The sequence below is a fragment of the Dolichospermum flos-aquae CCAP 1403/13F genome, from assembly GCF_012516395.1.
In the GTDB taxonomy this organism is placed as follows: Bacteria; Cyanobacteriota; Cyanobacteriia; order Cyanobacteriales; family Nostocaceae; genus Dolichospermum; species Dolichospermum lemmermannii.
Genome location: NZ_CP051206.1, coordinates 1,551,316 through 1,568,882 on the forward strand (window position 1 = coordinate 1,551,316; position 17,567 = coordinate 1,568,882).

General features: G+C 35.7%; 18 protein-coding genes. 10 read left to right on the forward strand and 8 right to left on the reverse strand.

Annotated features, from left to right (window positions below; all coding sequences use genetic code 11):
- Positions 1 to 28: 28 nt before the first annotated feature.
- Both HGD76_RS07600 and HGD76_RS07605 read right to left on the reverse strand, forming a co-directional pair.
- Positions 29 to 613, reverse strand: a complete 585-nt coding sequence (locus tag HGD76_RS07600; RefSeq protein ID WP_168695408.1) for a Uma2 family endonuclease — start codon at positions 611 to 613, stop codon at positions 29 to 31.
- 109 nt (positions 614 to 722) lie between these two features.
- A complete protein-coding gene (locus tag HGD76_RS07605) occupies positions 723 to 2,222 on the reverse strand; it encodes a pentapeptide repeat-containing protein (protein WP_168695409.1) in 1,500 nt (499 codons plus the stop codon).
- A 125-nt stretch (positions 2,223 to 2,347) separates the two neighbouring features.
- On the opposite strand from HGD76_RS07605, the gene HGD76_RS07610 reads away from it, so the two are divergent.
- The 4 genes from HGD76_RS07610 to HGD76_RS26220 all read left to right on the forward strand — a co-directional run bounded on the left by HGD76_RS07610 (position 2,348) and on the right by HGD76_RS26220 (position 3,246).
- A complete protein-coding gene (locus HGD76_RS07610) occupies positions 2,348 to 2,542 on the forward strand; it encodes a type II toxin-antitoxin system HicA family toxin (protein ID WP_168695410.1) in 195 nt (64 codons plus the stop codon).
- Entirely contained in the window at positions 2,539 to 2,754 is a 216-nt protein-coding gene (locus HGD76_RS07615; protein WP_168695411.1) for a type II toxin-antitoxin system HicB family antitoxin, read from the forward strand. Before HGD76_RS07610 ends, HGD76_RS07615 begins: the two co-directional genes overlap by 4 nt.
- 61 nt (positions 2,755 to 2,815) lie before the next feature.
- Positions 2,816 to 3,013 carry a DUF2281 domain-containing protein gene (locus HGD76_RS07620; protein ID WP_168695412.1) on the forward strand — a complete coding sequence of 66 codons (198 nt, stop codon included), beginning with the start codon at positions 2,816 to 2,818 and terminating at the stop codon, positions 3,011 to 3,013.
- On the forward strand, positions 2,998 to 3,246 hold the full coding sequence (locus HGD76_RS26220) for a type II toxin-antitoxin system PemK/MazF family toxin (protein ID WP_168695413.1): 249 nt from the start codon (positions 2,998 to 3,000) through the stop codon (positions 3,244 to 3,246). The genes HGD76_RS07620 and HGD76_RS26220 overlap by 16 nt, the downstream gene beginning before the upstream one ends.
- Before the next feature lie 286 nt (positions 3,247 to 3,532).
- Here HGD76_RS26220 and HGD76_RS07630 read toward each other — a convergent pair whose 3' ends face one another.
- On the reverse strand, positions 3,533 to 5,170 hold the full coding sequence (locus HGD76_RS07630) for an IS1634 family transposase (protein ID WP_168697347.1): 1,638 nt from the start codon (positions 5,168 to 5,170) through the stop codon (positions 3,533 to 3,535).
- A 211-nt stretch (positions 5,171 to 5,381) separates the two neighbouring features.
- On the opposite strand from HGD76_RS07630, the gene HGD76_RS07635 reads away from it, so the two are divergent.
- A complete protein-coding gene (locus HGD76_RS07635; RefSeq protein ID WP_233467089.1) occupies positions 5,382 to 5,546 on the forward strand; it encodes a hypothetical protein in 165 nt (54 codons plus the stop codon).
- A gap of 40 nt (positions 5,547 to 5,586) precedes the next feature.
- On the opposite strand, the gene alaS is transcribed toward HGD76_RS07635, so the two are convergent.
- Positions 5,587 to 8,229: an alanine--tRNA ligase gene (gene alaS, locus HGD76_RS07640; protein ID WP_168695414.1), complete on the reverse strand. Its 2,643-nt coding sequence runs from the start codon at positions 8,227 to 8,229 to the stop codon at positions 5,587 to 5,589.
- Positions 8,230 to 8,415: 186 nt separating this feature from the next.
- On the opposite strand from alaS, the gene HGD76_RS07645 reads away from it, so the two are divergent.
- Together HGD76_RS07645 and HGD76_RS07650 are read left to right on the forward strand one after the other, a co-directional pair.
- Positions 8,416 to 8,640: a type II toxin-antitoxin system HicA family toxin gene (locus HGD76_RS07645; RefSeq protein ID WP_168633285.1), complete on the forward strand. Its 225-nt coding sequence runs from the start codon at positions 8,416 to 8,418 to the stop codon at positions 8,638 to 8,640.
- Positions 8,637 to 8,864 (forward strand): type II toxin-antitoxin system HicB family antitoxin, encoded by a 228-nt coding sequence (locus HGD76_RS07650; RefSeq protein WP_168633284.1) that lies wholly within the window; start codon positions 8,637 to 8,639, stop codon positions 8,862 to 8,864. The genes HGD76_RS07645 and HGD76_RS07650 overlap by 4 nt, the downstream gene beginning before the upstream one ends.
- Positions 8,865 to 8,899: 35 nt before the next feature.
- Here the strand turns inward: HGD76_RS07650 and HGD76_RS24835 are convergent, their stop codons facing one another.
- Positions 8,900 to 9,112 (reverse strand): hypothetical protein, encoded by a 213-nt coding sequence (locus HGD76_RS24835; protein WP_210967739.1) that lies wholly within the window; start codon positions 9,110 to 9,112, stop codon positions 8,900 to 8,902.
- Positions 9,113 to 9,891: 779 nt separating this feature from the next.
- Here HGD76_RS24835 and HGD76_RS07660 point away from each other — a divergent pair.
- The gene (locus HGD76_RS07660; protein ID WP_168695415.1) at positions 9,892 to 11,349 is read left to right on the forward strand and encodes an ammonium transporter; all 1,458 of its coding nucleotides are present in this window, start codon (positions 9,892 to 9,894) and stop codon (positions 11,347 to 11,349) included.
- Positions 11,350 to 11,993: 644 nt separating this feature from the next.
- Here HGD76_RS07660 and HGD76_RS07665 read toward each other — a convergent pair.
- From HGD76_RS07665 to HGD76_RS07675, 3 genes are all read right to left on the reverse strand, one after another.
- Positions 11,994 to 12,179, reverse strand: coding sequence for a hypothetical protein (locus tag HGD76_RS07665; RefSeq protein WP_148766292.1), 186 nt, complete (start codon positions 12,177 to 12,179; stop codon positions 11,994 to 11,996).
- A gap of 84 nt (positions 12,180 to 12,263) precedes the next feature.
- The gene (locus tag HGD76_RS07670; RefSeq protein ID WP_148766294.1) at positions 12,264 to 12,503 is read right to left on the reverse strand and encodes a hypothetical protein; all 240 of its coding nucleotides are present in this window, start codon (positions 12,501 to 12,503) and stop codon (positions 12,264 to 12,266) included.
- A gap of 247 nt (positions 12,504 to 12,750) precedes the next feature.
- Positions 12,751 to 13,116: a hypothetical protein gene (locus tag HGD76_RS07675; protein WP_148766296.1), complete on the reverse strand. Its 366-nt coding sequence runs from the start codon at positions 13,114 to 13,116 to the stop codon at positions 12,751 to 12,753.
- Positions 13,117 to 13,749: 633 nt separating this feature from the next.
- Here HGD76_RS07675 and HGD76_RS25235 point away from each other — a divergent pair.
- Entirely contained in the window at positions 13,750 to 15,159 is a 1,410-nt protein-coding gene (locus HGD76_RS25235; RefSeq protein WP_233467093.1) for an NB-ARC domain-containing protein, read from the forward strand.
- A 122-nt stretch (positions 15,160 to 15,281) separates the two neighbouring features.
- A complete protein-coding gene (locus tag HGD76_RS25240) occupies positions 15,282 to 17,390 on the forward strand; it encodes a WD40 domain-containing protein (protein ID WP_233467095.1) in 2,109 nt (702 codons plus the stop codon).
- Positions 17,391 to 17,567 lie beyond the last annotated feature (177 nt).

Genomic DNA, 17,567 nt, shown 5'->3' on the forward strand with positions numbered 1-17,567 from the left:
CAGAGGCGCAGAGAGGAAGATTGAGTTTTTATTCTTCGGTGTTGAAATCTACTTTATCATAAATATCTGCTAACAAGATTTGACAGGGAATATAAGATAGGTTTAAGCTACTATCTCCATCTGTAAATTCAGAAAATATCCATTTATTATTATCGGTTTTAAAATATTGTTCAATGTGCATTGTGTATTGGTCAATTAAAATATATTCTTGTAAGCTGGGAATTGTCCGATACGCTGCAAACTTTTCATCTCTATCATAGCTTTTGGTAGATTTTGATAATACTTCTGCAATCATCACAGGATTTACTAAGGTGTCTTTTCTTCCTTGTTCATATTCTAAGGGAGTTTTCACAACCATAATATCAGGGTAGGTATGAATTTTTCTGGTGGGAATCCACAGACGTTGATCTGTTACAAAGACTTGATAAGGTTGACGTTTAAGAAGATAATTGAGTGTACCACTGAAATTAAGTGCAAGTTGGTTGTGATTGGGTGTTCCGCCTGTCATGGGTATAATTAATCCGTTGATATATTCGTGACGTATTTCTGAGTTTACCTCTAATTCTAGGTATTCTTCGGGTGAATAGTAGCGTGTTTCTTGTGCGAGGGTCATAATTTTAATTTATAGGTTTTATGGGTTGGATGTCGCTTCTACAAATTTCTCAATTAAGTTCTAATTATAGTCTAGCAGTTTGTTTGAATTGATAAAAATATGAGTTGAATTATTCAAGAAGTCGCTTATCTATCCAATTACATTGTTCACAATGATATCTTAGAGCGTCCTGTTGTTTATTCGCATCTTCATCAGTTAAACGACTTTCTATTTTTATTCCTCTAATATCTTGATAGTCTTTTGCTATTTGTTCAGATATTAATACTTTTCTGGTGGTTGGGTGAATCGCTATCAGGTGTGCATCAAAAAGTCTATGCAAATCTACTCTCAAAAGTAATCCATTAGCTACATCATGAGATTCAATCTTGCTATAAGGAATAATATGTGCTGCTTCAATAATTTCTTTAATTTCACAACCACTAATTAAACATTTATAACCATATTTTTTTGTTAGTTCTTCTTTAAATTCTTGTTGTCTTTCTCGTGATGGTAGATATTTCTGTGATTCTCCTTTATTATTTAATAACTCCTTTATCCACTGAGGATCTTGATAATTTGACCAAATCATTTGTGAAATTTTTTGTGCAGCTTTTTGTGCAATTTTCTGTACAGTTGTGGGATGAAGTCCTTCAGGAAATTTAGTTTCATCATTATAATAAGCATCTTTTAAAGTGCTAACAGTAGTAAGTTTATTGTGAGTTTGACTTAAATCAATATCGCAAAAATTTGCTTCTGCAAAATTAGCGTTGGCAATTTTTGACATTTTCAAGTTTGCGCCTCTCAGATTTGCACATTGTAATTTTGCTCTTCTTAAATCTGCTCCTGTCAAATCTGCTCCTGTCAAATTTGCATCTGTTAAATCTGCTCCTGTTAAATTTGCATCTGTTAAATCTGTTCCTCTAAAATCTGCTTTTATTAAGATCGCTCCTGATAAATTAGCTCTACTTAAATCTTTTCCAGAGAGATTTCTATTTTCTGATTCTTTATTAGTAATTTCCCAAATTAAATGATATTTTTGATTCATCTTGGTATTATTATCAATAATCATACCTTTTAAATAAGTATGATCTAAACAAGCATCTGTTAAATCAGCACCTGAGAAATCTGTATTTTCTAATTTTACACCTTTAAGATTTGTACCTCTCAGTTTTGCACCACTAAGGTTAGCATTTTCTAAATATCCACCATGTAAATCTGAACCACTTAAATCAGCACCAGATAAATTTGTATTTTTTAAGTTTGTAGATGCAAGAATTGCATCTCTGAGGACTGACGCACGAAGGACAGATCCTTTCATCTGTGCTTGATGAAGATTTGAGCCACTGAAATCTACACCAATAAGATTACTATTTATTAACTTTATATTAAAAAGCTCTGCGTTTCTTATTGTGGAATTTTCCAAAATTACATTTTCCAAATTTGCTAACCATAAATGTGAATGATCTAAGTTAATTCCTCTAATGTCTTCATTACATGAATTTGCAAAAGTTGTGTAAAAACTTCTTGTATAAGTATAACCTATAATCTTATAGTTGCCAAAATCTCTTTCACCTTTGTTATAAAGTTTTAAAAGTTCCATATCTTCCATTTCTACTTGACTAGAAATCATACAACTCCTTAAACTAACTTAATAAATAACATTCTCTATTCTGTAGATCAAATATATTATACTTGTTAAGGAGGTATTTTTACCATTAATTTATCAAATTACTAATCACGCTATGATAGTAAACAATGAAGGTTAAAGAAGTTCTCAAAATCCTGGAAGAAGATGGTTGGTATATAGATCGCATTAGAGGTAGTCATCGTATCCTCAAACATCAAATTAAATCGGGTATCGTGGTATTAGCGGGTAAACTTAGTAAAGACTTAGCGGAAGGGACTCGAAAGAGTATTTTTTCCCAAGCACAACTGGAGGATAAACAATGAAAAATTATGCAGTAGTCTATGAATGGGCAGGTAGTAATTATTCTGCTTATGTTCCAGATTTACCCGGATGTGTTGCTTGTGGTGATACCTTACAAGAAACAGAAGAACTAATTAAAGAAGCTATAGAATTGTATTTGGAAGTATTGAAAGAAGATGGAAAACCTATACCTGAACCTTCTACAGAAGTAGGTAAAGTAGCAGTGACGATATAAATACAATTACTGCGGAAGCTGATATCATATCTGTTGACAATTAGTAAAGGGTAACATTCAAATGACAATTAAAGAACAAATAACACAAGAATTAGAAAAATTACCTGAACCTGTGTTACAGGAAATCTTAGATTTTGTCCAATTTTTGCAAACCAAGCACCAACAAAATAAGATGCTAGAAATTACGATTATGAGTGAATCTTCACTGGCAAAAGATTGGTTAAAACCACAGGAAGATGCAGCATGGCAGAATTTATAAAAGGTGATGTTGTAATTGTTCCCTTTCCATTTTCAGATTTAAGTCAAACAAAACGTAGACCAGCTTTAGTTATTGCTACACTTCAGGGAAATGACATGATTCTTTGTCAAATTACCAGTCAATCTGTTAATGATATGTATGCTATTGGAATAGATAATTTTGATTTTAACTCAGGTGGTTTAAATCCCACATTCCGCACCCCAAAATGTTACAGAGGGAAATTACGGAGATGAAAATCAAAGGGAGCATCAAAACAAACAGATAAAGTGAAAAAAGGCATTTGAGAAACAGTAAATCACCAAAAATGTCATCAAAATCTATTCTCAATAAGAAGCAATAAGAATGCACACCACCTGGAGAGGTCAATGAATAAGCGAAAGGAGATATTCAAGGAATAATTATAAGTTAGACTAATCAATTAAAGTAAAAAACGAAATTATAGACATAGTAAAATGGAGCTATAAATCAAAGAGATTAGCTCATCTTTACTCATAGAAATTAAATTGATAGAGATGATAATTAGCTGACTAATTGATAGTAACGTAAACAATCATCTGGTAAAAGACTCAAGATAAAATCTCTGTCCTTATTCCAATTAGAAATATGTTTCTCCTGATTGAGTGTAACCAAATGAATACACTGAAAGCATTGAAAAATCCAGCGTAAAGTAGGACGATTAGTTGCTTTGCCTAATTGATTTTTAATTGTTGATTTAGACTCCAAAAGAGCATTTCTAATATGACGTTGAGCCAAAGTATAAACCAGTAGACATAAACCCATAATCATTCCCAAAGACTCTATTCTCTCAGGACTTTTGAGGAAAATACTGTCGGCAAAAAATAATGGGTCTTTGAGAAAACCAAACCCTCTTTCACATGATTGTTGAGCTTTATATTCCCTGAGCATAGAATCATTGCTTAGTTCCTTTGAATCTAAAACATTTGTCGCAATAATAAAACGTCCCGCACTCAGCAATTCTGTATTAATTTTACTTTCATCCTGGGAGACTGTAGCTGATATTTGATAGGATATTTCTCCTGAAGTATCTTTTTTATTAGATTTTACTTGAGTCACCGTACTTTCGTGAATTTGATGATATTTGAATTGTTTTGATAATTTTGATAATGCCTTGATAGCATCTGCAACACATGCAAATCTCTCTTGTGATAACTTTTTCAAATCTTGCACAGCTTTTGATTCTGCTTTGGTAATTTTTTGTGTGAGCTTATGCAGGTCTGATTCTTTTCTTTCTTGACTTTGCACTACTAACCATCTTTGTTCTATCCCTGCATAATTTTGGATTTTTGATGCTAATTTATATCCTGGTATTGTACTATCAATAAATTCTGATTCTGCTAATGTTGATATTAATGATTTTGCTGCTTTTATGCTTAATGGTACTCGACATAACCAACGTAATTCTGACATCATTTTCAGGTTTGATTCTGTATATAAAGCAGCGTCAGCAACCATGAGACTATTAACTTCTAATTGTTTTTGATATTCTACTGCTATTTTACCAAAACATGATGAGTCAGCTTGGTTTCCCGATGCTAGTTTTAAAAATATTGGTATGTCTCCATCTCCTGAACATATCATTTCTATGATAAACTGTTTTAAGTCTGGACGATGGTCACGAGAATAACCGTAGGTGATGGTTATTTCTTTTGGTGATTTTACTGCTAATTCTTCTAATTCTTGGTTATTTCCTACTTTTTGACTCTCAAATATTACGAATGGTAAGCTAGTGTTATACTGCCCATGCACGTGCATTGATGATGAGTCTAGATGTGATGTTGATAGTGATACTCCAAATTTTTGAGCAGCTTTTAAGGCTATGATAAAAAAGATTGTATCTAAGCCTTTTATAAACAGTTTATCCATGACTCTCCCCAATTTATCGTCGTTGAGATATTCTGGTTTTACTCCTGCTCCTATTAAATGCTCACAGGCTATTGTTTCAAAATATTTGGGAAACATATATAACGGTTTGGAGACAAATCCTAACCCGTTTATTATCATGGCTTTTACCACTTGACCTGCATTTACTTTTTCGTCTTTTTCGACTCCTATTAATTCATTTATTATTTCTACTATTCCGATTGAATCTATGATTCCTGCTACTATCCCTAGATGGTCTATGTTCTGAATTTCCATTTCTTGAGGTTTTAATTTCACAACAGTTTCCTCTCATACTTCTGTTGTTATCAATTATTTCTTATTTGGTTATCAATTCATTTTTTTCTTTTGTTACCAAGTTTCACTTTCTCACACCATTTCGCTTTTAATGCTATTTATTATCATTAAGCATCTTAATTTTTGAATTGACTTTAGTTATTATGTACTACTTTAAGGGCTTTTTTGATCTGTGACAGTTTGGGGTGCGGAATGTGGGTTAAATCAGCCAAGTAATATTAGACCAAATCGGCTTTTTACTGCTGAAAAGCAAATTATCCTATATAAAGCAGGTCAAATTAAAAGTGAAAAATTAACAGAAGTGATTAACAAAATTTTTGAAATTTTACAGTCTTAGACAGATCCCGGACTTCTTTAAGAAGTCCGGGATCTAAATCCTATTTCAACGCTGCTAATAAATCATTTTTCGCAGTTTCTAATGCTTCTGGTAACTTACTTGCATCTCTTCCCCCAGCTTGCGCGAGGTTGGGTTTTCCACCACCACCACCTCCACAGATTTTCGCTATAGTTCCCACAAATTTTCCAGCTTGGACACCTTTTTTATTAACTTCGGGACTAAATGCTGCAACGATACTTACTTTCCCTGCTTCGGGAACTGAACCTAAAACCACAGCACCATTACCGATTTTTTGCAGCAATCTTTCCGCAGCGTCTTTTAATGATTCTGCGTCAATATCTTCCATTTGGGCGATAATGATTTTGTGTTCTCCGATTGTTTCCGCAGTTTGTAATAAGCTGTCAGATTTGACAATTGCTATCTGTGATTTCAGACTTTGAATTTCTTTTTCGTTGTTGCGGAGTTCAGTTTGTAAAGTGGTGATTCTGTCGGGTATTTCTTCTGGTCTTACCTTGAAGCGATCGCACAAATCCTTTACAACTATATCACGCACATTCAAATAATCCAATACCGCAGCCCCAGAAACAGCTTCTATTCTTCTCACCCCAGAAGCAACTCCGGCTTCAGCAATGATTTTGAAAACGCCTATTTCCGCAGTATTATTAACATGAGTTCCCCCACATAATTCCATCGAAACGCCAGGAAAATCAATCACGCGCACTTGATTACCGTACTTTTCCCCAAACATTGCTACTGCACCTTTCGCTTTTGCTTCTGCTATGGGCATCTCCTCGATTGTAGCACCATGAGCTTCGGAAATCCAACTATTTACTAATTCTTCAATTTGGATAACTTCCTCACCGGTTAAAGCGCGGGGACAGTTAAAATCAAAGCGCAATCTATCAAAAGAAACCAAAGAACCCGCTTGAGAAATTCCTTCATCAACAACTTTCTTTAAAGCAGCTTGTAATAAATGAGTTGCTGTATGATTAGCTTGAGCGCGACGACGACAAGCGGTATCTATTTGCGCGGTAATTTCATCACCAATTCTAATTGTTCCCCTTTCAATGCGTCCGAAATGAATAAAGAAATCAGATTCTTTTTTCACATCTTCAATTCTGACTAAAACACCATCACCAGAAATATATCCTTTATCGCCAATTTGTCCCCCAGATTCAGCGTAAAATGGAGTTTTATCTAAAACAATTTGCACTTCTGTTCCTGCTTCTGCTGCTTCTTCGGAAACACCAGCAACTAATAAAACTTCGATTTTTGCAGTTGTTGTTAATTGGTTATAACCGATAAATTCTGTAGAGTGAATATGTTCTGCAAGTTTATCCAAAGAACCTTGAACAGTTAAATCAATAGTTTCATGTGCAGCTTTTGCACGTTCTACTTGTTTTTGCATTTCTGCATTGAAACCATCAACATCAACAGTAATGTTATTTTCTTCTGCAACTTCTTGGGTTAATTCCAATGGGAAACCGTAGGTATCATAGAGAGTAAAAGCACTTTCACCATTAATAGAAGTTAATCCTTTTTGTTTTACCTCTTGGATAATTTCAGCTAATAGTTTTTCTCCTCTATCAAGAGTTCTCAAGAAGTTACTTTCTTCTCTTTGTAATTCGGCTTTAATTGCAGTTTCTCTTTGTCGCAAATTGGGGTAAATTGATTCCGAAAGAGAAATGGCGGTTTCTGCAACTTGGTTAATAAATTCTCCAGAAATTCCGATTAATCTCCCATGTCTGACGACGCGACGAATTAAACGCCGTAAAACGTAACCCCTACCCACATTAGAAGCGCGAATTTCATCAGCAATCATGTGAACCACAGAACGGACATGATCACCAATTACCTTTAAAGAAACTTTTGTATTTTCATCACTTTGATGATAATCAATTTTGGCAATTTTCGCTGCTGTTTCAATAATCGGGAAGATCAAATCTGTTTCATAATTATTCGGCTTCCTTTGCAGGATTTGCGCCATTCTTTCCAAACCCATTCCCGTGTCAATATTCTTGTTTTGTAACGGGGTTAAATTACCAGCAGCATCCCGATTATATTGCATAAATACCAAGTTATAAAACTCGATAAATCGGGTATCATCTTCTAAATCAATATGATCTTCACCGCGTTCTGGGTGAAAATCATAATAAATTTCCGAACAAGGACCACAGGGACCAGTAGCACCAGAAACCCAGAAATTATCATCTGCACCCATGCGTTTGATGCGTTTTTCATTTACACCAATAGTATCGCGCCAAATTGCAAAAGCTTCGTCGTCGTCTTCAAACACGCTGACAACGAGATTCTGGGGGGAGAAACCAAAGACTTGCGTGGATAATTCCCAACCCCAAGCGATCGCCTGTGGTTTAAAATAATCACCAAAGCTAAAATTCCCCAACATCTCAAAAAATGTATGATGGCGGTGAGTGCGTCCCACATTTTCGATATCATTGGTACGAATACATTTTTGCGAAGTCGTAGCGCGTTTAAATTCCGGTGTCCGCTGTCCCAGGAATATCGGCTTAAATGGTAACATACCTGCAATAGTTAGCAGCACAGTTGGATCTTCGGGAACAAGAGAAGCACTCGGAAGCGGTTGGTGTCCCCGTTGGCTGTAGAAATCAAGGAATAATTGACGAATATCGTTACCGCTAAGATACTGAGGATTTGAAGACATGAGTGTTTAAGAAATCAAATTTAATTAATTTAGGAAAATCTGCACAAAGCATCATTACTATTTATAACTTATGCCAGGAAATATGAAATATAGTTAGCTTTCAGGATCTTTCGTCAGAGTTTCCCATTACTGATTGGTATCAAATTAACGTCAATTCATATACCTTAATAATATTTCCGTGGAAAAATGCCGAAAAAAATCAGAGAATTAAAAAGTTTACTCAAAAAAGCTGGGTTTATTTACCGTTGTGCAAAAGGAAGTCATACCCGTTGGTATCATCCTTTATTACCAGAAGATCCTATTACCATCTCTGGCAAAGATGGAGATGATGCTAAACTATATATAGAAAAAGAAGTTAACGAAAAATTAGCTAAATTAAAATCAATTCAAGAGGAGGAGTCAGAAGAATGAATTTACCTTATACTATCATTATTCAATGGAGTAGTGAAGATAAATGTTATTTAGTTCATTTACCTGAATTTCCTACTCAAAAATATCATACTCATGGTGATACTTATGAAGAAGCTGTGAAAAATGCTCAGGAAGTGATAGAAATGTTAATTGCTGAATATCAAGAATATGGAAAGCCTTTACCTTTAGCTAAATCTTTAGAACAATTGATTAATGTAGCTTAATTGATTTATAATCAGGTGATTAATGGTGTACTATATTATCTCAAATTAATTAATCGCCATATATTGTCTTGTACTTTATAATAATTTGCACCTGTATCAGCATTTAAGACAGCAGGACTATATATTTTTTTGAGCAAATTACTAGCATCTGACCAAATACGTTGATCTGAGTATTTATTATCTTGCTGTTGTCCTGCTATTTGAAAAAATGTCCCTGTTCCTTCCTTCCATTCCTCTTTTATATCCAAATCATCTACTTTATCTAATACTGATTGAGTCAGAGATTTAAACTCTTTATCAGAAGTTATAGTATGTCGAGATAATATTGACGCGAGAAGTAACCAAATTACATGATTGTTGACTTTTGCTGAATCTCTTTTAACTTACCTTTGGGGGTTAAAGTCCCCTGCTTCTACAAGCAGCGGGTTTTGCGTCGGGGTAAAATCCCCGTTGCAAAACGTAATTCTAAATTCTAAATTCTAAATTCTGCATTCTTTTAATAAGTTCGCGTCCCAATACTCCTAAACATATTTCTAAGTTCCAAATTTTACCACAAATAGATATTAGACTGGAGCAAATGTATATATAACTACTACATATCTATTTACGCAATAAATATCAGATTTTTGTATATAAAGGATTTCAGGCGTAATTAAGAGATCCAAATCACAGCAAATGCTGATATTGTCAGGAATACACAAGCTTTCTGTATTTTTGCAGAGTGAATAATTTATCCTAATTACAAAAAATGTATTTTATGATACAGAATATTTTCTCTCATTAAATAGAGAATTAACCAACTTTATGAAGAAATAATTCAGAGGTCAGAATTTAATTCTGATTTATTATGTAATTCAAGTTGATAAATATTCCACTTAACTAAAAGCAGGAATTATCAAATAAGTTTCTGTTATTGTTCTGTGTTTATTTTTGATAACCATATTGAACAGACATAACAGATTTGCAACCATCAACATCAGATAAAAAGCCTAACTTAATTAGAGCTTTTCTAGCAGGAAAAACAGCAATGAATAAACGTATTCGCCCCTTATATCGCCTTCTAGCACTAGCTATAGGTTCAATGGTCTTGGCAATTTTCGCGCCCACAGTTGTCCATGCCGCAGATCCTGTGACACTGGAATCATTAGACGCAACAACCAAACAATTACAAATTTCCATTGATACTACCTGGGTACTACTCACAGGCTTTTTAGTATTCTTCATGCAGACTGGATTTTCGATGTTAGAGGCAGGTTTGCTGCGCCGAAGAGGTGTAGTAAATGCCCTATTGGAAAACTTTGTTGATGCGGCTGTCACCATTCTCATCTGGTGGGGTGTGGGCTTTGGCATCGCTTTTGGTACAAGTGCTGGTGGGCTTATTGGTACAGACACTTTTTTCTTAAGTCAATTACCAGTTAACGGTACTTTTACTAATGGTGGTGTACCAGGAATAGCTTCAGGACTCAATGCTTATACTTTGTTCTTCTTTCAGTTTGCCTTTGCGGCTACTGCCAGTACAATTACTACCGGGGCAATGGCTGGGAGAACGGACTTTATCGGTGATTTAATTTATAGTGCCATCATGGCTGCATTCAGCTATCCCGTAGTTGTACATTGGGTATGGAACTCCAGTGGCTGGTTAGCGAAAATTGGTTTTCATGACTTTGCTGGTAGTACGGTAGTTCACACCGTTGGGGGTTGGACAGCTTTAGTTGGTGCTTTTTTACTTGGACCCCGCCCTGGACGAACTCCTTGGGGGCAGATTCCTCCAGCCCATAACTTAGGTTTGGCAGCTTTGGGAACGATGATTCTCTGGTTTGGCTGGTATGGCTTTAACCCCGGTTCAACCCTTGGTACTGGTAATCCTGGCTTAATTGGTTTAATCACCCTGAATACGTCCCTGGGGGCTGGTGCTGGGGCGTTAGCGGCGATGTTTTATCAATATAGTCGTTCACGTAAATGGGATTTAGTCTATTGTCTGAATGGTTCTTTGGCAGGTTTGGTAGGTATTACCGCTGGTTGTGCTTTTATAGCACCTTGGGCGGCGGTTGTGATTGGTTTAACTGGGGGAATTTTAGTAGTTTTGGGTATTGATATTATTGAAGCGTGCAAAATTGATGATCCTGCGGGAGCATTTTCTGTTCATGGTATTAATGGCATGATGGGTACACTGGCAGTTGGTTTTTTAGGTCAACCAGAACTGACTTTGAATAAAAAAGCTGGACTGTTTTTAGGTGGTGGTTTTGATTTGCTGGGTGTGCAGATTTTGGGCGTAGTCGCAGTATCAGTTTTCACTCTTGGTTTTGCCTTTTTAATGTTTACTGGACTCAATGCTATTGGTAAGCTGCGTGTTAATCCTGAAGCTGATAAGGTGGGGATTGATAACTATGAACACGGTGCAACTGTCTGGTCTGATTTTCATGCAGTTGAGGAGCTTTTAGAGAAGGAAAAAAATCACTCCAAAAATCCTCAAGTAAGTCCGTAGGGTTTGCGAAATCAGTTGTTGGTGGGTTAGGTGCAAGCTAACCCACCCTCTGGCTAACACAAAAACACCAACCGGAAAAAAGTGATTTTATGCTGTTGACAAAAAATTTTCAGTGTGTTATCATAAACTTGATAAGGAAGAACTATCTTATATTAATTAGTTGTGCAAAATTAATTGAACATTTTAACTTACCTTTGGGGGGGTAAAATCCCCGTTGCAAAACGTGATTCTAAATTCTAAATTCTGCATTCTTTTAAAAATCCCTAAACCAATAGACATCTGGTGAAAATTAAATATGCGTGACTTACAACCCTTGTAGAGACGTTCCATGGGTAGGGATTCTCGGCTCTACATTCTTTTCTGGAGATGTCTAATTAATTTTGTAGTTTTATTTTCGCCATTTTATAAACCCATTTTGGAACTTCTTTCTATCTGTGGCAGGGAGCAACGCGAAAAAGTGTGTCCGGCTTTAATTCTCAATTACACCGCTAAATTCTCAACAAACCTGGGTATTTTTGTGGTAAGCACATTTCAAAATAGAGTATTTACATCGCCAATTTCAGCCTACCACTTTTTCGCATTGCACCCACGCTATTTTAGGTAATTACTAGAAATTGAAAAAACCTGTCCATCTCATTTATAGTTTACTTTTTTCGGTTATCTTTGGATTTTTGAGGGCTAAAGCTGTAAACCATTACTATTTTCACGATATCAAAATAAGCAAGCTGATTATCTTTATTCACAATTGCTAAGGGTATTAGTCCCAAAACTAAGATTAGCAAAAGTTGTAATAATATTTCACCTCTGATGCCATTGCCATTATCTGACATGATATGACCTCCTGTAATTGAAAACCTTTGGCTAAGTGGAAAGAAACTACGGTTAATATCTCAATCTCAGGCAGATAAGTTGAACTAACTCCAAGACTCCCAAATCATGGTGATTGCTAACAAGCAAAATAGCAGAACAGCAAACCGCAAAAAATAGATAAAAACATCAAAAGATAGCAAAACTTTAGTGATTGAGGATGCACCGCAAATATAAAACACAACAACAGCGATCGCAAAACCGAATATAGTTAACATCAGATACTTAAATCCCTTTCCAGTCAAAATTAACAGCAGACTTTGGTTATCTTTGTCATTAGTTTTCATAGTTTTCTCCTGTTTTTTAGATAAGAGTTGAACAGAAATCTTTTCATCCTGTCTATTGCTGTTCATAAAATTGTCTACGGGATAGAAAAACCTAAATAAAATCCGGCGTGCAAATATACATCACCAGCTTGTAAACTTCCCATTTATCAAAAGCCAAATGTCCTGAGAAAATTAGATATTTAATTGTGTAAAGAATTTCATTAAGCTATCAGTATTCTTAACCTGTAAATAGCTATAACGTCTCGTATTATTTTTGATTGTGCGAATGCCTACAATCTATCCAGGTGTCAATAATGTAATCGTGTAATTGCTGAATTTCTAAAAGCTGTTGTGGACTTAATGTATAACGGTGGCTAATATGACCACTTAGTTCTACTATGGCTTCGTATTTCCCCTTTTTACTAGAGATAGTTAATTGTCCGTGTTGAGTTTCTGACAAAGTTTCAATCAGCAGAATAATTAAGTGAGCAAAGACTGATGGTAACTCTACTACATATGCCTGTTTAGATTTGGCTAAAATTTCTGGGGATTGTTCTCCTATCTTCAAAATACCTTTGATAGCGTTAGAACTCCTAATAAAGTCTACTAGTCCTAGTCTTGAAGAATTCTGCATATTAGTTGCCCCCTAATATTGGCTATTTGACTTGAGACTTATCTGTATACCTCACATAGAGGTATCTATATATAGGATAATCACACCTACAGTAAAAATGCAAGGTATTTATAAAGTTTTTTCTAGAAAATCTTGACTATGTAAATTTATGTATACTTTTTCGGGAAAATATATCTCACATAAATATAAATAAGTTATAGTTGGGGATAGTGTTAAAATCCTTAAATATAATTCCATAATTCCTAAACCTTACAGGAATCAGTAACCCAGCTATAAGGGTACTGAGCTTGCAATGGTAATCAAGCAAGCTGTGCTGACCAGACCACTTCCCTTCCCTTCTCCGCTGCTTGCCTTCACCCGTCATTTTTAGATTGACAGACTACTAGTGCCTGACTGGTGAGCCATCCCTCTCAGGTCTAAGGACACTGAGCTTCCCAGTTACCGCGATGTCTTATAAATATAGGACTCCTAAATGATTCCTGATGGCCTGCGTGGCGTAGCCATAAAATATCAAGTAGTGTAGGGTGGACAAGGTTAAAAACTGTTACATAACAATCTTTTTAGAGTCAATATTCATGCTATAAAAAAATCTCACATACTAATAACTAATATATAATATGGAGCTTAGATAATATGAAGATTGTAGATAATATACCTCAGATTCCTGATGATTTCATTATAGAAGTGGCTAACAAACACAATGTTAGCAAAACCGAGCTAGAGGCATTACTTTTAGCATTAAAAAATTACGCTGGTGCAGAAATTGCCCAGAAACTTAATATTTCTCAACCGGCGGTGAGAAAAAGATTAGGAGAAAGTTATCGTAAATTAGGTATAGAAGGGAGCGGTAATAAAAAAATTTATAACTTGAAACAGAAATTATTTACTCAGTATCAAGGTACTCAAGAAAATGTCCTTACCTCAACAGAAGATTGGGGTGAAGCCGTTGATGTAGAAGGTTTTCGGGGTCGAAATGAAGAAATCTTAGAGTTAGAAGAATGGATAGTTGGTAATGATACCATGCGGTGTCGTTTAGTGGCAGTGCTGGGAATGGGTGGAATTGGTAAGACTGTGATAGCAGCTAAAGTTGCCAAACAAGTTCAGCCAAAGTTTGATTATTTGATTTGGCGATCGCTCCGCAATGCACCACCGTTAGAGGAAATTCTCAGTCAACTTTTAGGATTTTTACCCTCTAATCATACTGAAAATTTCTTAGCAATTAGTGAAAACAATAAAATACTTTTACTAATTGATATTTTAAGAAAACATAAATGCCTAATTATTTTAGATAATGTGGAATCGGTGCTACGTAGTAGTGAAGGCAAAACTCAGGGATGGGCTGGTGAATATGAACCAGGGTATGAAAACTATGGCTACTTTTTTAAAAAGATAGCAGAAGCATCACATGATAGTTGTTTATTAATCACTAGTCGTGAAAAGCCAAAAGAAGTAGCTGCACTAGAAGGTAAAAATCTGCCTGTAAAAGTGTTACAGTTAAATAGCCTCAAATTAGCAGAAGCCAGAGAAATTTTGCTAGATAAAGGTTGCACTTGTGATGATGAAAAACTACAAGAATTAGTCAACAGATATTCTGGTAATCCTTTAGCTTTAAAAATAGTTGCCACTACAGTTTATGATTTATTCAGCAATAATATTGCTGAATTTTTAAAAGAAATGAAGGAAGCAAGTGCTGCTTATGGAGATATTCGCACGCTTTTAGATACACAGTTTAACCGTCTATCAGAATTAGAACAACACGTAATGTATCGTCTAGCATTACGTCGTGAATATATCTCATTGACAGACATAAAAAGCGATGTAAAAAATAATGTAAAAACACCAGATGCAGAATCTAAAATACTAGAAATTATTGAATCATTGTTACGGCGATCGCTAATTGAAAAAGAAGCAAATACTAGTAGATTTGGGCAGCAGTCTGTGGTGATGGAATATATTAATGACCGCTACATTGAACAGGCAACTTATGACATTTCTGACATTAATGAAAAAAAAAACTGGAGTTTATTAATGCCCACCCCTTAATCCAGGCAAGATCACTTGATTATATCCGGCAAATACAAGAACGACTGATACTAAAACCAGTTAAGCAAAGACTTATTAAAGCTTTTGGTACAGCCACACAACTAGAATCTCATTTACGGCAATTGATCAGGAATTTACAGCAGAAATCACCGCCAACTCAAGGTTATGCAGTTGGCAACTTAATTAATCTACTACGACAACTTCAGATATATAAATCCCAAAGTAATTCCCAAATTGATTTAAGTGGACGCGATTTTTCCGGTTTGACCATCTGGCAAGCTTATCTCAAAGATGTGGACTTAAAAAACACCAGCTTTGCCAATGCTGATTTAACTGGTTCTGTATTTAGGGAAACAATGTCTAGTATTGTTTCTGTGAAATTTAGTCCTGATGGTAAAAAATTTGCTACAGGTTTAATGAGTGGAGAAATCAGATTATGGCGTACTTCTGATACTAAACAACTTCGCATTTATAAAGCTCATACTACTTGGGTTTGGACGTTAGCCTTTAGTCCAGATAATAAAACCATCGCTAGTGGTAGTGCGGATCATACCATTAAACTCTGGAATGTAGAAACAGGTAAATGTCTAAATACCCTGAAAGAACATACCAATAAAGTTTATTCAGTAGCATTTAATCCCGATGGTTCTCTTTTAGCTAGTGCTGGTGAAGACAAAACTATTAAACTTTGGAATGTAGAAACAGGAGTTTGTCAGCAAACACTATCTGATCATAATGGCTTGGTGTGGTCTGTCACTTTCCAATCATCTACAACTTCTAATATTACTCCTTTACTGGCCAGTGGCAGTGCTGACAGCACAATTAAGCTGTGGGATATTAATACAGGTAAATGCCTAAAAACGTTAAATGATCATAATAGCGATGTTCACTCTGTAGCTTTTAGTCCTGATGGACAAACATTAGCTAGTGGTAGTGCCGACCAAACCCTGAGACTGTGGGATGTAACTACAGGTCAATGTAGACAAACATTAGAGGGACATAGTAAAAAAGTTTATTCTGTCAGATTCAGTCCTGATGGACAGATCTTAGCTAGTTCCGGTGAAGACAGAACCATTAAACTCTGGGATATGCCACAGGGGGAATGCCTCAAAACCTTACAAGGTCATTTTAGCCAAGTGTGGGCGATCGCCTTTAGTCCTAATGGTGACACTTTAATCAGTTGTAGTGATGACCAAACAGCTAGGTTATGGAACGTAAAAACAGGTGGTTGTTTGAATACCTTACAAGGGTATACCCGTGATGTATATTCAGTAGCATTTAGTCCCAATAGTCAAATTTTGGCTAGTGGACGGGATGACTCTAACATTGGGTTATGGAATTTACAAACGCAAAAATGCCACATTTTGAAGGAACATCAAGGACGAATTCGCTCAGTCGCTTTTCATCCCCAAGGACAAATACTGGCAAGTGGTAGTGCTGACAATACCATCAAACTTTGGGATATCGCAAATATTGATCAAAGCCAATGTATTCAAACTCTCAGAGGACACGATAACTGGGTGTGGACAGTTGCATTTAGTCCCGATGGAAAAACTCTAGTCAGTAGTAGCGAAGACCGCACTGTTCGCATCTGGGACACATCTAGTGGTGAATGTCTCAAAAAAATTGATGCCCATAGTAATTGGGTGTGGACAGTAGCATTTCATCCCCAAGGACAAATACTGGCAAGTGGTAGTGCTGACAATACCATCAAACTTTGGGATGTCACAACTGGAGAATGTTTGCAAACTTTTACAGACCATCAAAACATGATTTGGTCACTAGCATTTAGTCCCAATGGGGAGTTTTTAGCCAGTGGTAGCGAAGACCAAACCGTGAAGTTGTGGGATCTTAATACAAATAAATGTACTCAAACATTAGAGCATGATAAACAAGTTTACTCAGTGGCATTTAGTCCCAATGGGCAGATTCTAGCTAGTGCCGGCGCTGATACTAAAGTGATGCTATGGCAAGTTAGTACAGGTAATTGTAAAGAAGTTCTCACACTCGGACATACAGCAGCGATTCGTTCTCTAGCTTTTAGTGTTGATGGTACGTTATTAGCTAGTGGTAGCGAAGATGAAAACATTCAGTTGTGGAATATGCAAACCTATAGTAGATTAAAACTTCTTGAATCTGAACGTTTGTATGAAGGTATGAATATTAGCCATATTACAGGCTTAACCGATGCTGAAAAAGCCTCTTTAAAAATGTTGGGTGCTGTTGATTAAAGTCTGAATTTTCAGACAGCAGTTTTTTGAGAATTGATACATTCATAATCAAATTTAGTTTATGAAATCATTCTGAGGATATATGTATGCCACCACAATTTTATTCTGTTTTTACCCCGTTCATGGAGATGAAATTATGGAAAACTTGAATTACTAAAGAGATATCAACAAAGTTAA

Excerpts from the sequence above, each read along its gene's own strand:
- HGD76_RS07600 (WP_168695408.1), bottom strand. The coding sequence starts at position 613 with ATGACCCTCGCACAAGAAACACGCTACTATTCACCCGAAGAATACCTA.
- HGD76_RS07605 (WP_168695409.1), bottom strand. The coding sequence starts at position 2,222 with ATGATTTCTAGTCAAGTAGAAATGGAAGATATGGAACTTTTAAAACTT.
- HGD76_RS07610 (WP_168695410.1), top strand. The coding sequence starts at position 2,348 with ATGAAGGTTAAAGAAGTTCTCAAAATCCTGGAAGAAGATGGTTGGTAT.
- HGD76_RS07615 (WP_168695411.1), top strand. The coding sequence starts at position 2,539 with ATGAAAAATTATGCAGTAGTCTATGAATGGGCAGGTAGTAATTATTCT.
- HGD76_RS07620 (WP_168695412.1), top strand. The coding sequence starts at position 2,816 with ATGACAATTAAAGAACAAATAACACAAGAATTAGAAAAATTACCTGAA.
- HGD76_RS26220 (WP_168695413.1), top strand. The coding sequence starts at position 2,998 with ATGGCAGAATTTATAAAAGGTGATGTTGTAATTGTTCCCTTTCCATTT.
- HGD76_RS07630 (WP_168697347.1), bottom strand. The coding sequence starts at position 5,170 with ATGGAAATTCAGAACATAGACCATCTAGGGATAGTAGCAGGAATCATA.
- alaS (WP_168695414.1), bottom strand. The coding sequence starts at position 8,229 with ATGTCTTCAAATCCTCAGTATCTTAGCGGTAACGATATTCGTCAATTA.
- HGD76_RS07645 (WP_168633285.1), top strand. The coding sequence starts at position 8,416 with ATGCCGAAAAAAATCAGAGAATTAAAAAGTTTACTCAAAAAAGCTGGG.
- HGD76_RS07650 (WP_168633284.1), top strand. The coding sequence starts at position 8,637 with ATGAATTTACCTTATACTATCATTATTCAATGGAGTAGTGAAGATAAA.
- HGD76_RS07660 (WP_168695415.1), top strand. The coding sequence starts at position 9,892 with ATGAATAAACGTATTCGCCCCTTATATCGCCTTCTAGCACTAGCTATA.
- HGD76_RS07665 (WP_148766292.1), bottom strand. The coding sequence starts at position 12,179 with ATGTCAGATAATGGCAATGGCATCAGAGGTGAAATATTATTACAACTT.
- HGD76_RS07670 (WP_148766294.1), bottom strand. The coding sequence starts at position 12,503 with ATGAAAACTAATGACAAAGATAACCAAAGTCTGCTGTTAATTTTGACT.
- HGD76_RS07675 (WP_148766296.1), bottom strand. The coding sequence starts at position 13,116 with ATGCAGAATTCTTCAAGACTAGGACTAGTAGACTTTATTAGGAGTTCT.
- HGD76_RS25235 (WP_233467093.1), top strand. The coding sequence starts at position 13,750 with ATGAAGATTGTAGATAATATACCTCAGATTCCTGATGATTTCATTATA.